Below are 15993 nucleotides of genomic sequence, written 5' to 3' on the forward strand. Positions count from 1 at the left end.
GAGTCAGCCGCCGGGGCCGACGCCGTTATCAGGAGCGCCGTCGCCGTTGGTGAGCAGATCGCCACGTTCCACCGGGCTGGGCGGAGGCGGCGCGGGCGTCCCCGTCCCGGTCGCGGGCCGCGCCCCCGCCACCGCGGCCTTGAGGGCGGCCCGGTCGAGGTCGGCGACACGTCCGCTCAGCTTGATGTAGTGATCGCCCTGAACCACGACGTACTCCTGCCGGCCGCCGCCCTGCCGGTACCACCCGACCTCGTCATGGTCACACCGCACCGGGGCGTCGGGTGGGTCGGCGTCGGCGATGGGCGTGGCGGCGCATCGGGCGTCGCTGAAGGAGCCGCGGTCGACATGAAGGTACACCTGCTTGCCGCCGGATGAGACGTAGTAGGCGCCGAAGCCCTCCTCCCCGACCCCGCCGATCGATTGTTCCGCCAGCTCGTAGCCGGGCAGGTCCACGACGTAGATCAGATCCGGGGCCACGCCCTGCCGGCGGGCCTGGTCGATGGCCGCCTGGCTGAGCGCCCCCTGCGAACCGCAGCCGGACAGAACGGCGAGCACGACGAGGATCGTCATCAGTACCCGGGTCATGTCTGGACAGGCTAGCCATGCCAAGCCCTGGGGAGGACCCGCGGGTCGGCGGACCAGGCACCGGAAGATCGCGGCCAGAGCCTTGACGCCGCGGGCGATCCAAAGTCCACTCTGAAGAGGTTCGCCCTATATGGCCGAAGATTTCGGAGGCGTAGATGAACCTCGACGACCTGGTCGCCATCGACGTCCACACCCACGCCGAGATCTCCGGCAGCGGCCACGGCTCCCTCAGCCCCGAACTGCTGGGCGCCTCGGCGGACTACTTCAAGGCCCACGGTCACCGGCAGCCGACCATCACCGAGATGGCCGCCTACTACCGGGAGCGCAAGATGGCCGCGGTGGTGTTCACCGTCGACGCCGAGCACGCCACCGGCCACCCCCGCATCTCCAACGAGGAGGTGGCCGAGAGCTGCGCCGAGCACGCCGACGTGCTGATCCCCTTCGCGAGCGTCGATCCCTGGAAGGGCAGGGCGGGCGTCCGCGAGGCGCGCCGGCTGGTGGAGGAGTACGGCGTGCGCGGGTTCAAGTTCCACCCCAGCATGCAGGGCTTCGCGCCCGACGACCGCATGGCCTACCCGCTGTACGAGGCCATCGAGGAGCTCGGCGCGATCGCGCTGTTCCACACCGGGCAGACCGGCATCGGCGCGGGCGTCCCCGGCGGGGGCGGCATCCGGCTGAAGTACTCCAACCCGATGCTGGTCGACGACGTCGCCGTCGACTTCCCCGAGCTGCGGATCATCCTGGCCCACCCGTCGTTCCCCTGGCAGGACGAGGCGCTGGCCGTCGCCACGCACAAGCCGTACGTCCACATCGACCTGTCGGGCTGGTCGCCGAAGTACTTCCCGCCGCAACTGGTCAGGTACGCCAACACCCTGCTGAAGGACAAGGTGCTGTTCGGCTCCGACTACCCGATGATCACCCCCGACCGCTGGCTGGCCGACTTCGACAAGCTCGAGATCAGGCCCGAGGTCCGCCCGAAGATCCTGAAGGACAACGCCGCGCGCCTGCTCGGGCTCGGCGGCGAGGAGAAGAAGCCCCGCCCATGACCGCAACGGCGCGCGCCCTCGAGGAGCTCGAGGGCGAGGACCCCGGCCGCACCGGCGCGCCATGACCCGTGTCGTCCTGACAGGAGGGCTGCGACCATGCTCAACGCCGGAGTGGGAGGCTGGCCGGCCCGCCGGGCGCGGATGACGCCGGGCCGCCGCGCGTTCGTCTTCCGCGGCCGCCCCCTCACCTACGCGGAGGTCCACGAGCGCACGACCAGGCTGGCCTCGCGGCTGCGCGAGGCGGGGATCCGGCCCGGTGACCGGGTCGCCTACCTCGGCCCCAACCACACCGCCTTCGCCGAGACCATGTTCGCCACGCACGTGCTCGGCGGGATCTTCGTGCCGCTGAACTTCAGGCTGGCGGCACCCGAGATCGAGTACACGCTCCGCCACTGCGGCGCCTCGCTCCTGGTCTACGCGCCCGAGTGCGCGGGCCCCGTGCGCGGCCTCCCCGCGCTGCCGGACCTGCGCGCCGTGGTGGCGCTGGCGTCCCCCGGGCCGGGGGAGGGCCACTACGAGAGCTGGCTGTCGGAAGGCGACCCGGCGCCGATCGACGTCCCGGTACGGCTCGGCGACGTCGCCCTGATCCTCTACACCTCGGGCACGACGGGCCGTCCCAAGGGCGCCATGCTCAGCCACGCCAACCTGGTGTGGAACACCTTCAACCTCATGGTCGGCGTCGACGTGGCGAGCGACGAGGTGACGCTGATCGGCGCGCCGCTGTTCCACGTCGCGGCCCTCGGCCAGACGCTGCTGCCGACGTTCGTCAAGGGCGGCTGCTCGGTGATCATGCCCGCCTGGGACGTGGACGACTGCTACGACCTCATCGGGAAGTACGGCGTCACCTGGATGTTCGGCGTGCCCACGATGTTCGCGGCCCTTGCCGCGTCGCCGCGCTGGGCCGGCGCCGACCTGTCCTCGCTGCGGAGCGTCATGGCCGGGGGCGCGGCGATCCCGCCCGCGCTGATCCGCGCCTACCAGGAGCGGGGGCTGGTGTTCTGCCAGGGGTACGGGCTCACCGAGACCGCGCCCGGCGCGACCTTCCTGGAGGCGAGCGAGAGCACGCGCAAGGCCGGCTCCGCCGGGGTGCCGGTGTTCTTCGCCGACGTGCGCGTCGTCCGTCCCGACCTGACCGACGTCGCCGCCGGCGAGCCGGGCGAGGTGCTGATCCAGGGGCCCAACGTGACCCCCGGCTACTGGGCCGACCCGGGGGCGACGGCCGCGGCGTTCGCCGACGGCGACTGGTTCAGGTCCGGTGACGTGGCCACCTTCGACGAGGAGGGCCACCTTCACATCGTCGACCGGGTGAAGGACATGTACGTCTCCGGCGGCGAGAACGTCTATCCGGCCGAGGTCGAGAGCACGATGTTCGAGCATCCGGGCGTGGCGGAGGTCGCCGTGGTCGGGGTGCCGGACCCGAAGTGGGGCGAGGTCGGCCGGGCGTTCGTCGTCCCCAGGCCGGGGGCGGACGTCACCGGCGACGAGTTGCGCGCGTTCCTGCTCGGCAGGCTGGCCAAGTACAAGATCCCGCGCTATTTCGACCTGGTGGACGGCCTGCCCAGGACCGGCTCCGGCAAGATCCGCAAGCCGGAGCTGCGCGCCCGCCCTGACAACCGGACATGACACACATCCGCCGGCGGCTCGAGGCTGATCTGGACAGGTTCCAGCGGAGCCGAGGAGCGTCGTGCGGCGCATCCTGAACGAACGCCCGCCCGTCGTCCGAACCCCGGCGGTCAGGTGCCGGGCCAGGCGAACCGGTGGGTGTGGATGCCGAAGTAGGTGAACGCCTCGGCGCGGGTGACCCCCGGGACCTGCTTGATGTGGTCGTTGAGGACGGCGAGGAGCTCGGACGGCTCCTTGCACACCACCTCCACGAACATGTCGAACGAACCGGACGTCAGCACCACGTAGATCACGCCGGACAGCTCGCCGATGCGGTCGGCGATCCCGTGGACGTCCCCGTCGACCCGGACGCCGATGAGCGCCATGACCGGCAGGCCCAGCGCCATCGGGTCGGTGACCCCGACGATCTGGACGACCCCTTCGTCCCGTAGCCGCTGCACCCGCTGCCGTACGGCGGGGGCGGACAGCCCGGTCGCCTCCGCCAGCGCCGTGTAGGAGGCGCGGCCGTCCCGCTGCAGCTCGCCGAGCAGGATCCGGTCGATCTCGTCGAGGTTCACAGCCGCACAGTACCGCCGGTCCCCGGGGCCCGAGGTCCCACCCCGCGGGCCGAGGCCGCGCATGCCCTCGGCCCGCGCCGCCACCTCGGCGCTCAGCCGTGCCCGCACTCGGGACGCCTCCCCGACGGTCACGATGCCGGGCGTCGGCCCCCCGGGCCCTGGTGCGGCCGCCCGGCCCCGCTACCCCCGTCTCTTTTGCCGATCCGACCCCTTTGCTACGCGCCAAGTAGTACGTGCTGTGTACTATTGGCGGTGAGTGGAAGGACGGACACAAGTGACAGATCCACAACCGCCGGCGTTGCCGGCGGACCACTCCGCACGCCGGGCCGCCGGGCCCGCGCTGTGGGTCACGACGATGGGCGCGGCCGCGTTCACGCTGTTCGCCGTCGTCACCACGCAGGTCCACGCGGTGCGCGCGGGCAGCCCGTGGCAGGACGACCCCTACGACGGCGTCGTGACGTTCACCCTGTTCCTGGTACCGGCGCTGGCCGGCCTGGTGGCGGCGCGGGCGACGTTGCTGCGCCGTCGCGAGCCCCAGCCGGTCTTCCGGGTCGCCCAGCTCCTGCGGGCCGCGCTCGTGTGCACCCTGATGATCGCCGCCACGGTCGCCGCCGACTGGCTGGCGGTCGCCCGCCGTGCCGACCACCCCCTCTGGAACGACCGCACGCCGTGGCTGATCGCGGCGCTGGTCCCCCTGACGGCGGTGGCCGCGACGGGACTGCTGCTGCAGTGGCGGGCCCTGCGCCGTCTGCCCTCCGGGCAGGGCCGCCGGTCCGAGGGGGACTGGGTCGGCGACCTGGCGCCGATGGCGCGCCCCGAGGTGCTCGACTTCGCCCGCGGGCACGTCGCCGGCATCACCGCGACCGCCGCCGTGGCCGCCGGCCTGCTGCTCACCACGATGCAGGCGATCGGCGAGGGCGGGTTCGGCCCGCTGCTGTTCCTCACCGAGGCCGCCGCGTTCGCCGGGGGCTTCTTCGCCTTCTCGATGGCCGCCAACGCCGTCCTTCGGATCGCCGTCCCGCGCGGGACGGCCGCCGAGGCCCGGGGGAGGGCGCGCCGCTCGGCGCGGGCCGCCGTCACGGCGGGGGCGTTCGCCCTGCCCGCGTTCCTGGTGCTGCGGGAGGGGGTGCTGCCGCTGCTCGGAACCGGTGGTGAGATCGACCCGCCGGTGGTCCTGGCGGTGATCGCCTTCGCGGGCTCGCTGGTGACCACCGTGCTGGTGCTCGTCCTCTCACTGATCTTCCGGCGGCGGCCCGGTCGCCCCCGTTGGCGGGTGTGGGTGGGCGCCGTCCTGAAGACGGTCGTCGCGCTCGTGCTGACGCTCGTGGTCGTGACCGCCGGATACGTCGGCGCCGTGGCGGTGCTGCACGCCCAGCCGGTCACGCTTCCCGCTCCGACCGGCGCGTTCCACGTCGGCCGCACGGCGTTCGACTGGACGGACCAGGCCCGCACCGATCCGGTCGCCCCCCGGCCCGGCCTCCCGCGCCGGCTGTCGGTGTGGCTGTGGTACCCCGCCCCGCCCGACGCCGGCGGCCGCCCGGCGCCGTACGCGCCGGGCGCCTGGGAAGGGCTGCACTTCGAAGGCCCGTTCGGCCTCGGCGAGACGCGCTTCGAGGCCGTCACCGGGCATGCCCTCCAGGACGCGCCGGTGGCCGCCGGACGGTTCCCGGTGGTCGCCCTGGAACCCGGCATGGGCCTCGCCGCGCCGCAGTACACCGCGCTGGCCGAGAACCTCGCGAGCCGTGGGTACCTCGTCGTGGGCGTCACCCCCACCTACAGCGCCAACCTCGCCGTCCTGGACGGAAAGCCGCTGCACTCCACGGACGCGGGCAACCCACCCGAGCTCGAGACCGCCGACATCCACACCGGCGCCGCCGCCGGGCGCGGTGACCGCCTGGTGGGTCTGTGGGCCGCCGACGCCCGCTTCGCCCTGGGCCGGGTGGCCGCGCTGGACCACGGCGGCCGGTTCGCCGGGCACGTCGACGCCGCGCGCACCGCCTACCTCGGCCATTCGTTCGGCGGCGCGGCGTCCCTGGAGGCCTGCCGGACCGATCCTCACTGCGCCGGCGCGGTCGACCTGGACGGCACGCAGTTCGGCCCGGTCGTCAGCGCGGGGCTGAGCAGGCCGATGCTGATCATGTCCTCCGAGGACTCGTGCGTGACCGGCACCTGCCCGGCGACGACCGACGCCGCCAACCGTGACGACCAGGGGGCCGCGCGTGCCCTGCTCGCCGCCGGCACCGGCCCGGCCTGGTGCTACCGGATCGACGGCAGCCTGCACTTCAACTTCACCGACTACGCGGCCTACTACGTCGCCGGGCCCCTGCGTGCCCTGCTGACGCTGGGCACGATCGACGGCCACCTCGGGCTCGGCATCACCAACGCCTACGTGGGCGCGTTCCTCGACCACACCGTCAAGGGCGCGGACGAGTCGCTGCTCACCGCGAAGTCCTCGCCGTACCGCGGGGTGCGGGCCGAGTGCCTGCCCCGGTGACGGACCCGGGTCAGCTCAGCTCCGGTGTCCGCAGGCGGGCCAGCCGCCTGCGGACACTCGCGAAGTGGGCGTGGACGGCCGCGACGGCGGCCACCTTGTCCCCCGCCACCACCGCGGCGTAGATGTCGCGGTGGCGGCGCGCGACGTCGGCGGGCGGCTCGTCGGGGGAGCCGATCTCGTCGCGCAGCTGGTGGTAGACGTCCCAGAACGCCCCCAGTAACTGCCCCACGAGGGGGTTGCCGAGGGGCTGGTAGAGCACGTCGTGGAAGAGCCGGTCGGTCTCCGGCGGGATCTCGCCGACCAGTGCCTCGGCCTCCATGCGCTCCATCACCCGGGTCACCGGCGACAGGTCGGCCTCGTCGCGCAGGTCGATGAGCCGCTGGACCAGGCCACTCTCGAGGATCTCGCGGATCTCGATCAGGTGGGCCAGGTCGGTGCGCCCGTCCTGGAGCGTGATGCGGCTGTGGAAGGCGAGCTCGTCGACCAGGCCGCTCAGCGACATGCGTCCGACGAACATCCCGAAACCATGCCGGATCTCCACGATGCCGACGGCCTGGAGCGCCTTCAGTGCCTCGCGCACGGAATTACGGCTGATGCCGAGCTCGGCCATCAGCTCCGACTCGGTGGGCAGGGGATCGCCCGCCCCGAGCCTGCGCCGCAGGATGATCTCTTTCACGGCCTCCTGGACCTCGGCGGCGCGGCTGAGCCGGCCGCGGACCGGGCGCGGGGCTGTGGTCATGCGCTTCCCCTCGGGTCGTCGGCGGTGCGGACACTATCACCGTGCGCGCCCCGGCCGGGTGGCTATGCGGGCGGGCACCCCGGCGGCGAAACATTCCGGACATCTGGCGCTCATCTTCTGTTGACCAAGGCCGGGGTGGCGGTCTAGCGTCCACTTCTACACACAATATAGGACGTGGGACGTCCTACGTTCTATATCCGAAGTGGACCGCTGCCCCAGACCCCCTAGGAGGCACCGTGAGCGTCCCGCCATCCGGGCCCGAATTCAGCCGACGTGACTTCCTGCGCTACAGCGGCGCGACCGGTGCGGCGGCCGCCATCACGGCCGCGCTGGCCGCCTGCAGCGGGGGCCCCGCCTCGACCGGCTCGGTCGGCGCCGGGTCCGACAAGACGCTGATCACCGCCGTCATCGGATACGGCAACGACCAGAGCTGGGACCCGACGCAGACCGCCTCCGCCTTCGCGATGGCCGGCATCAGCCACATTTACGAAGGGCTCCTGGAGACCGACCCGATCACCCGCGAGCCGTACCCGGCGCTGGCCACCGCCCTCCCGGCCGACACCGCCGCCACCTCCTGGAAGTTCACCCTGCGCGAGGGCGCCAAGTGGCACGACGGGCAGCCGGTCACCGCCGACGACGTGGTGTTCACCTTCCAGCGGGTGCTCGACCCGGTCGCGAACGTGCTGGTCGGCTCGTTCTTCCGGCCCTGGCTGAAGGAGGTCACCAAGACCGGCGACCGCGAGGTCGAGCTGGTCTTCAAGTTCCCCTTCCCGGACGCGGCGCAGCGCCTGTCGATCGCCAAGATCATGCCGAAGCACGTGTTCGGCGCGCCCGGCGCCTGGGACGCGGCCAAGGGCGGCAAGACGTGCGGGTCCGGCCCGTACAAGCAGACCTCCCACCAGCCGAAGTCGAACACCACCTTCGAGGCCTTCGACGGCTACAACGGCCCCCGTCCCGCCGTCATCAAGAAGATGAACTGGCTGAGCATCGTCGACGCCTCGGCCCGGGTGGCCCGCATCTCCGGCGCCTCCGCCGAGGCGCAGATCGCCGACAACATCCCCTACGCCAACATCGACCAGCTCAGGAAGGCCGGGCTGGAGGTCCAGGGCGGCAAGGGCATGAACCACATGTTCCTGATGTTCAACACCGCCAGCAAGCCGTTCGACGACGTGCGGGTGCGGCAGGCCCTGCACTACGCGATCGACCACAAGAAGATGATCGACGTCGCGCTCAAGGGGCACGGCACGGCCGCGAGCTCGTTCCTCAACCCCGAGCACCCGTCGTACGCCAGGGCCGCCACCGTCTACGAGTACGACCCCGACAAGGCCAAGGCGCTGCTGGCCGAGGCGGGGGTGAAGAACCTGTCGGTCAACCTGATGTCGGTCAACGTCAGCTGGATCGCCGACTGCCTGCCCACCATCGCGGCCTCGTGGGAGGCGATCGGCGTCAAGACCACCCTGGAGCCGCAGGACACCGCGGCGCTGTTCACCAAGATGGACCAGTCGCAGGACTACCAGGTGGTCGCCGCGGCCTCCAACCCCAACCAGTTCGGCATGGACGCCGACCTGATCCTGCACTACAACTACGTCCCCAACGGCACCTGGATGAAGTACACCAAGTGGGGCGAGAGCAAGGACGCCACGGCGCTGTTCGCCCTCATGGACAAGGCGACCCAGGAGCTCGACCCGAAGAAGAAGCTCGACCTCGTCCACCGCTACCTCGACGTCATCGCCGAGCAGGCCGTGCTCTACCCGGTGGTCCACACCGAGCTCATGACGGCATGGGATCCCAAGAAGCTGTCGGGCGTCCGCGCGCAGCCGTACCCGGGGATCAACCTGCTGCAGGCCAAGCAGGTCTGAGGTCGCCGTGGCCGTCATCGCGAGAATGCTCCTGCGGCGGGTGCTGATCCTGGTCCCGGTGCTGCTGGGTGTGATCCTGTTCGTGTTCGTCGTCATGCGGTTCTCGGACAGCAAGCCCGAGTACGCCTTCTTCCAGGGCGCGAACCCCACTCCCGAGCAGATCCACCAGTTCCAGGTCGAGAACGGCCTGCTCGACCCGCTGCCGCTGCGGTACGTGCGCTTCGTCGGCGACCTGCTGCACGGGAACATGGGCACCAGCGTGCTCACCAAGGCTCCGGTGCTCGACTCGGTGACGACCGCGCTGCCGCTGACGATGCAGCTGACCTTCCTCGGTCTCGGCATCGCGGTCGTGCTGTCCCTCGTCTTCGGCGTCACCGCGGCGATCTTCCGGGACCGCTGGCCCGACCAGGTGATCCGGCTGGTGTCGCTCGTCGGGGTGGCGGCTCCGGCGTTCTGGCTGGCGCTGCTGATGATCCAGTACCTCGCGGTGGGCAGGGGGCTGTTCCCGACCGGCGGCTACATCAACCCCGCGGACTCGTTCACCGGGTGGCTGCGGTCGATGACGCTGCCGGCGGTGTCGCTGTCGCTGCCGGTGGCCGCGCAGCTGACCCGCATCGTCCGCACCTCGGTGGTGGAGGAGCTCGACCGCGACTACGTCCGGACGGCGATCGGCAACGGGCTGCCCCCGCTGGTCGTCGTCGGCCGCAACGTGCTGCGCAACGCGCTGATCAACCCGCTGACGGTGCTGGGCCTGCGGATCGGCTACCTGCTCGGCGGCGCGGTCGTCATCGAGCAGATCTACTCGCTCCCCGGAATGGGACAACTCATGATCAATGCCGTGCGTGACGGCGACCCGGCGGTCGTCCAGGGCGTCGTGCTCACGATCGCCGTCGGGTTCATGGTCGTCAACCTCGCCGTCGACGTGCTGTACCTGCTGGTCAACCCCCGGCTCAGGAGCGCCGCCTGATGAGAAGAGGACTGGCCGCCCGGCTCTCCCGCCCGGGGATCTCCTTCCGGCGCCTGTCGCCAGCCTCGTGGGCGGCGCTCGGCGTCGTCGCGGTGGTGGTGCTGGCCGCGCTGTTCGCCCCCGCGCTGGCCCCGCACTCGCCGTACGAGCAGGCGGCGGCCGGGGGCGGGCCGTCGGCCGGGCACTGGATGGGGCTGGACAGCGCCAACCGCGACATCCTCAGCCGGCTGCTGTACGGCGCCCGCTGGTCGCTGGTCATCGGCCTCGGCTCGACGGTCCTGGCCCTGGTGACCGGCGCGCTGATCGGCGCGGTCGCCGCCACCTCCCGCCGCTGGGCCGACGAGACGATCATGCGGGTCCTCGACGTCGTCATGGCCTTCCCCGGCATCGCGCTGGCGGCGGTGCTGGTGGCCGTCTTCGGCGGGTCGATCCCGGTGCTGGTGGCGGCCATCGCCTTCCTCTACATGCCGCCGGTCGCCCGCGTCGTCCGGGCCAACGTGCTCGCCCAGTACGGCGAGGACTACGTGGCGGCCGAGCGGATCATCGGCGCCCGCACCCCGTACATCCTGCTGCGGCACGTCGCGGTGAACTGCGCCGCGCCGGTGCTGGTGTTCTGCACGGTGATGGTCGCCGACATGATCGTCTTCGAGGCGTCGCTGTCGTTCATCGGCGCGGGCGTCCGGCCGCCGAACCCCTCCTGGGGCAGCGTCATCGCCGACGGCAGGAACATGGTGCTGCTCGGCGGGTGGTGGGCCACCGTGTTCCCCGGGTCGCTCATCCTGCTCACCGTGCTGTCGCTGAACATCCTCGCCGAAGGCGTCTCGGACGCCTGGGCCACCCCGGGGGCGCGACGCGACGACGCGACGCGCCGGGCCGCGGCGGCCGATCCGGTCGAGCGGGCGCGCCCGGGCACCGGGGAGATCACCCAGCTTCCCGGGCTCGGCGAGGCGGCCCGCCGGCTCGCCGCCCGCGCCCGCCCGCTGCCCTCGGGACCGCCGATCCTGGCGGTGGAGCGGCTGCGCATCGGGTTCGACGAGGGAGTCGACATCGTCGACGGCATCGGCTTCGAGGTGCGGCCCGGCGAGGTGCTCGGCCTGGTCGGCGAGTCGGGCTGCGGCAAGTCGCTGACCGCGCTGACCATCATGGGCCTGCAGCCGCGGGGCGCGCGGGTCAGCGGCCACATCCGCTTCGGCGGGCGGGAACTCCTCGCGCTGCCGCGCCGCGCACGCCGCCGGCTGCTCGGCCACGAGATGGCCATGATCTACCAGGACGCGCTGTCGTCGCTGAACCCCGCCATGACCATCAGAGCCCAGCTCAAGCAACTCGTGCGGCGCGGGGGCACCCGAAGCCCGGCCGAGCTGCTGGAACTGGTCGGGCTCGACCCGGAGCGTACGCTTTCGTCCTATCCGCACGAGCTGTCCGGCGGACAGCGTCAGCGGGTGCTCATCGCGATGGCGCTGTCCCGCGACCCCAAGCTCATCGTCGCCGACGAGCCGACCACCGCCCTCGACGTGACGGTGCAGGCGCAGGTCGTCCAGCTGCTGCTGCGGCTGCGGGCCGAGCTCGGCTTCGCGCTCATCCTGGTCTCCCACGACCTCGCCCTGGTCGCCGACGTCACCGACCGCGTCGTGGTGATGTACGGCGGACAGATCGTCGAGACCGGCGTCACCGCCACCCTCGTCGGGGCCCCGGCCCACCACTACGCCCGGGGGCTGCTGGGGTCGGTGCTGTCGCTGGAGTCCGGCGCCGAGCGGCTCACCCAGATCCGCGGCGTGGTGCCGTCCCCGGCGGACTTCCCGGCCGGGTGCCGCTTCGCCGACCGGTGCCCCAGGGCGGACGACTTCTGCCGTACGACCACCCCGCGCCTCGCCGGCGACGGGCGTCGCCACGCGGTGGCCTGTCACCACCCGGCCATCGCGGTGGAGACCCCGGCCTTCGCCGGGACGGAGGTGCGCACATGACCGGCACGGACCCGGGAGAGACCTTGCGGGAACCGGACGCGGGGGAGACCCCGCCCCGACCGGCCGCGGGAACGTACGAGCCGGGGGAGGCACCGGCTCGGGAGACCTCCGAGCAGGGCGAGATCGGCACCGAGGAGGAGACGCTGCTCGAACTGGCCGGCGTCCACGTCCTGCACCGGGCGCGCTCGGGCGGGCTGTTCACCCGTGACCGCGTCCACGCCCTCACCGGGGCCGACCTGACGGTGACCGCCGGGCGGACCGTGGGGGTGGTGGGCGAGTCCGGCTGCGGCAAATCCACCCTGGCCAAGGTCATGGTGGGACTACAGCGCCCCACCTCCGGCACGGTGAGCTACCGCGGCAGGGACGTCTGGGCCATGACGGACGCCGAGCGCAGGTCGGTGATCGGCGCGAACGTCGGCATGGTCTTCCAGGACCCCTCCACCGCACTGAACCGGCGGCTTCCGGTACGCCAGATCCTGCGCGACCCGCTGAACGTCCACCGGCGCGGCACCGCCCGCGAGCGGGACGAGCGGGTGCGTGAACTGCTCGACCTCGTCGGCCTGCCGCCGAGCGCCGCCGACCTGGTCCCCGGACAGCTGTCCGGCGGCCAGCGCCAGCGCGTCGCCATCGCCCGCGCCCTGGCGCTGGAGCCCCGGCTGCTGATCGCCGACGAGCCGACCAGCGCGCTGGACGTGTCGGTGCGCGCCCAGATCCTCAACCTGCTGCTCGACCTGAGGCAGCGGCTCGGCCTGGCGCTGGTGTTCGTCTCCCACGACATCCAGACCGTGCGGCGCATGAGCGACAGCGTGGTCACGATGTACCTCGGGCGCATCGTGGAGCAGGGGCCGGCGGGGGCGGTGCCGCACCGGGCCCGCCACCCGTACACCCGGTCGCTGTTCTCGGCCACGCCGGGGCTGCTCTCGCCGATCGACCCGATCCCGCTGAAGGGCACGGTGCCCTCGGCCACCCGGCCGCCGAGCGGGTGCCCCTTCCGCACCCGCTGCTGGAAGGCCGACGACCTCTGCGCGGCCGAGATGCCGCCGGTGGAGGCCGAGGCCGACAGGACCCACCTGTTCCGCTGCCACCATCCGGTGCCCGCAGGAGCCACCGACCTCGAACTGATCAGCCAAGCACAGGAGCGCTCATGACAACGGCCACCGCACTGACCGGCGTGATCCCCCCGGTGTGCACTCCGCTGACCCCCAATCTGGAGGTCGACACCGGATCGCTCACCCGGCTGGTGGACCACCTGCTGGACGGCGGGGTGGACGGGCTGTTCGTGCTGGGCTCGACCTCCGAGGTGGCCTTCCTGCCCGACGGGCACCGCCGCACGGTCCTCGACACGGTGATCGGTCACGTGGCCGGTCAGGTGCCGGTGCTGGCCGGGGTGATCGACATGACGACGCCGCGGGTGCTCGACCACACCCGTGTCGCCGTCGAGGCGGGGGCCGCCGCCATCGTGGTCACCGCGCCGTTCTACACCCGCACCCACCCGGTGGAGATCGAGGCGCACTTCCGGGCGCTGGCGGCCCGGGCGGGCGTACCGGTGTACGCCTACGACCTGCCCGTCTCCGTGCACAGCAAGCTCGGCGCCGGGATGCTGCTCGACCTGGCCGCCGACGGCGTGCTCGCCGGGCTGAAGGACTCCAGCGGGGACGACGGCAACCTGCGCGGGCTGCTGCTCGAACGGCGGGAGCGGGCCGACGTCGGCTCCTTCAGCGTCCTCACCGGCTCGGAGCTGACCGTCGACTCCGCGATGTGGATGGGCGCGGACGGCGCCGTCCCGGGTCTCGGCAACGTCGACCCGCACGGGTACGTCCGCCTGGTGCGCGCGGCGGCGCGCGGGGACTGGGAGGCCGCGCGGGAGGAGCAGGAGCGGCTGGTCCGGCTGTTCCGCCTGGCCTTCGTGGGAGGCACGCGGATGGGGCTCAACTCCTCGGCGATGGGGGCCTTCAAGGCCGCCCTGCACCTGCGCGGGATCATCGACCATCCCGCCACCATGCCGCCGCAGATCCCCCTGAACGAGACGGAGGTCGGCCGGGTGGGCAAGTACCTGGCGACGGCCGGGCTGCTGTGAGGCGCGCGGGCTTCGACGAGAAGGGACACCACAGGATGAGCCGGATCGATCGGCTGCGGCGGCTGCTCGGAGGCCTGGCCTACGGCGGCGACTACAACCCCGAGCAGTGGCCCGAGGAGGTGCACGCCGAGGACGTCAAGCTGATGCGCGAGGCCGAGGTCAACCTCGTCAGCCTGGGCATCTTCTCCTGGGCCGCCGTGCAGCCGGAGCCGGGCCGCTTCGAGTTCGCCTGGCTCGACAGGATCATGGACATGCTCGCCGACGGCGGCGTCCGCGCGTGCCTGGCCACCATGACGGCGTCCCCGCCGCCGTGGCTGAGCGCCCTGCACCCCGAGGTGCTGCCGGAGCGGGCCGACGGCACCCGGCTGTGGCCCGGCGCCCGCCAGCACTACTGCCCCTCCAGCCCGGTGTACCGCGAGCACGCCGCGCGGCTGGTGCGCGCCGTCGCCGGGCGCTACGGCGGGCACCCGGCGCTCGCCCTGTGGCACGTCGGCAACGAGTTCGGCTGCCATGTGCGGGCCTGCTACTGCGACGTCTCCGCCGAGGCGTTCCGGCGCTGGCTGCGCGACCGGTACGGCGACGTCGGGACGCTGAACGACGCCTGGTCGACGGCGTTCTGGTCGCAGCGGTACGCCTCCTTCGAGGAGGTGCTGCCGCCGCGTACCGCCCCGACCTTCCCCAACCCCGCCCAGCAGGTCGACTTCGCCCGGTTCGGCTCGGAGGAGATCCTGGCCTGCTACCTGGCGGAGAAGGCGATCCTCGACGAGGTCACACCCGAGGTGCCCGCGACGACCAACTTCGTGCCGCTGGCCAGGACCCTCGACCTGTTCGCCTGGGCGCCGCACCTCGACGTCGTCAGCTACGACTCCTACCCCGACCCCCACGACCCGCTCGCCGCGCCGAGGGCGGCGATGTCGTACGACGTGATGCGCTCGCTGCGCGGCGGGCAGCCGTTCCTGCTGATGGAGCAGGCCCCCGGAGCCGTCAACTGGCGCGCCCGCAACGCCCCCAAGCCGCGGGGCGTCATGCGGTTGTGGAGCTGGCAGGCGGTGGCGCACGGCGCGGACGCGGTGATGTTCTTCCAGTGGCGGCAGTCGCGCGGCGGCGCCGAGAAGTACCACTCGGCGATGGTGCCGCACGGCGGGGCGGCCACCCGCGGCTTCCAGGAGGTCCGGGCCCTCGGGCGGGAGCTGGCGGACCGTCCGGGCCTGGCCGGGGCGCGGGCGCCGCGCGCGGACGTGGCGATCGTGCTCGACTGGCAGAGCTGGTGGGGGCTGGAGCAGGAGGCCCGGCCGAACGCCGACCTCCGCCTCGACGAGCTGCTCTTCTCCCACTATCTACCGCTTTATCAGGACAACGTGGCCTGCGACGTCGTCCGGCCCGGCGACGACCTGTCGGGCTACCGGCTCGTCGTCGTGCCGAACCTCTACATGGTCGGCGGCCACGACGCGGCGAACCTCGAACGGTACGTCGAGGGCGGCGGCACGCTGCTGATGTCGTTCTTCTCCGGCATCGCCGACCCCTGCGACCGGGTCCACCTCGGCGGCTACCCGGCCCCGTTCCGGCGGATGCTCGGCCTGCGCGTCGAGGAGTTCTGGCCGCCCGCCAGGGACGCCGGCGTGGCGCTGTCCGCCGAGCCGGGAGAGGTGTGGCCCGAGGGACTCGCCGGGCACGGAAGCCTGTGGGCGGAGGAGATCGTCCCGGAGGGGGCGGCCACCGTCGCGTCCTTCGCCGAGGGCGAGCTCGCCGGGCTGCCCGCCGTCACCCGCCACGCCTTCGGGCGCGGCGCCGCCTGGTACCTCGGCACCCTCCCCGACCCCGGCACCATGCGCAAGTTGCTGCGGCACGTCGGGCGGGAGGCGGGAGTGCGTCCCGTCCTGCCGGGGCTGCCGGACGGCGTGCAGGCGCGGGCGCGCCGGTCCGCCGACGGCACCCTGTGGTACGTGCTGCTCAACCACTCGGCCGAGGAGGCCGACGTGGCGCTGCCCGAGCCGATGCGCGACGACCTCACCGGCGCCGACCCCCTCGACCGGCTGCGCCTCGCCCCCCGCGGCGTGGCCCTCCTCCGCCCGGCGGGGTGACGGC

12 protein-coding genes are annotated in these 15993 nt (G+C 72.6%); 9 read left to right on the plus strand and 3 right to left on the minus strand.

Features of this window, described 5'->3' with window-relative positions; translation table 11 throughout:
* Positions 1 to 3: 3 nt before the first annotated feature.
* Complete coding sequence (locus tag KIK05_RS03190) at positions 4 to 585, minus strand: hypothetical protein (protein ID WP_214408997.1); 582 nt, start codon at positions 583 to 585, stop codon at positions 4 to 6.
* 155 nt (positions 586 to 740) lie between these two features.
* Between KIK05_RS03190 and KIK05_RS03195 the strand changes: the two genes are divergently transcribed.
* Together KIK05_RS03195 and KIK05_RS03200 are read left to right on the plus strand one after the other, a co-directional pair.
* Positions 741 to 1631, plus strand: a complete 891-nt coding sequence (locus KIK05_RS03195) for an amidohydrolase family protein (protein WP_214408998.1) — start codon at positions 741 to 743, stop codon at positions 1629 to 1631.
* 96 nt (positions 1632 to 1727) lie between these two features.
* The gene (locus KIK05_RS03200) at positions 1728 to 3254 is read left to right on the plus strand and encodes an acyl-CoA synthetase (protein WP_214408999.1); all 1527 of its coding nucleotides are present in this window, start codon (positions 1728 to 1730) and stop codon (positions 3252 to 3254) included.
* Positions 3255 to 3364: 110 nt separating this feature from the next.
* Here KIK05_RS03200 and KIK05_RS03205 read toward each other — a convergent pair whose 3' ends face one another.
* Positions 3365 to 3811, minus strand: a complete 447-nt coding sequence (locus tag KIK05_RS03205) for an Lrp/AsnC family transcriptional regulator (RefSeq protein WP_308249714.1) — start codon at positions 3809 to 3811, stop codon at positions 3365 to 3367.
* A gap of 274 nt (positions 3812 to 4085) precedes the next feature.
* Between KIK05_RS03205 and KIK05_RS48680 the strand changes: the two genes are divergently transcribed.
* Positions 4086 to 6305 (plus strand): alpha/beta hydrolase, encoded by a 2220-nt coding sequence (locus tag KIK05_RS48680; RefSeq protein WP_214409000.1) that lies wholly within the window; start codon positions 4086 to 4088, stop codon positions 6303 to 6305.
* 10 nt (positions 6306 to 6315) lie between these two features.
* Here the strand turns inward: KIK05_RS48680 and KIK05_RS03215 are convergent, their stop codons facing one another.
* Positions 6316 to 7044: a FadR/GntR family transcriptional regulator gene (locus tag KIK05_RS03215; protein ID WP_214409001.1), complete on the minus strand. Its 729-nt coding sequence runs from the start codon at positions 7042 to 7044 to the stop codon at positions 6316 to 6318.
* A 236-nt stretch (positions 7045 to 7280) separates the two neighbouring features.
* Between KIK05_RS03215 and KIK05_RS03220 the strand changes: the two genes are divergently transcribed.
* From KIK05_RS03220 to KIK05_RS03245, 6 genes are read left to right on the plus strand one after another with little or no spacing between them, the layout of a single operon-like run.
* The gene (locus KIK05_RS03220; protein WP_214409002.1) at positions 7281 to 8903 is read left to right on the plus strand and encodes an ABC transporter substrate-binding protein; all 1623 of its coding nucleotides are present in this window, start codon (positions 7281 to 7283) and stop codon (positions 8901 to 8903) included.
* 7 nt (positions 8904 to 8910) lie between these two features.
* Entirely contained in the window at positions 8911 to 9870 is a 960-nt protein-coding gene (locus KIK05_RS03225; protein WP_308249715.1) for an ABC transporter permease, read from the plus strand.
* The gene (locus KIK05_RS03230) at positions 9870 to 11831 is read left to right on the plus strand and encodes a dipeptide/oligopeptide/nickel ABC transporter permease/ATP-binding protein (protein ID WP_214409003.1); all 1962 of its coding nucleotides are present in this window, start codon (positions 9870 to 9872) and stop codon (positions 11829 to 11831) included. Before KIK05_RS03225 ends, KIK05_RS03230 begins: the two co-directional genes overlap by 1 nt.
* Positions 11828 to 12979, plus strand: a complete 1152-nt coding sequence (locus KIK05_RS03235; RefSeq protein ID WP_214409004.1) for an oligopeptide/dipeptide ABC transporter ATP-binding protein — start codon at positions 11828 to 11830, stop codon at positions 12977 to 12979. The genes KIK05_RS03230 and KIK05_RS03235 overlap by 4 nt, the downstream gene beginning before the upstream one ends.
* The gene (locus KIK05_RS03240; protein ID WP_214409005.1) at positions 12976 to 13908 is read left to right on the plus strand and encodes a dihydrodipicolinate synthase family protein; all 933 of its coding nucleotides are present in this window, start codon (positions 12976 to 12978) and stop codon (positions 13906 to 13908) included. Before KIK05_RS03235 ends, KIK05_RS03240 begins: the two co-directional genes overlap by 4 nt.
* Positions 13909 to 13943: 35 nt before the next feature.
* Positions 13944 to 15989 carry a beta-galactosidase gene (locus tag KIK05_RS03245; protein WP_214409006.1) on the plus strand — a complete coding sequence of 682 codons (2046 nt, stop codon included), beginning with the start codon at positions 13944 to 13946 and terminating at the stop codon, positions 15987 to 15989.
* Positions 15990 to 15993: the final 4 nt, after the last annotated feature.

Source organism: Sphaerisporangium fuscum (genome assembly GCF_018531465.1).
Taxonomy (GTDB): Bacteria; Actinomycetota; Actinomycetes; order Streptosporangiales; family Streptosporangiaceae; genus Sphaerisporangium; species Sphaerisporangium fuscum.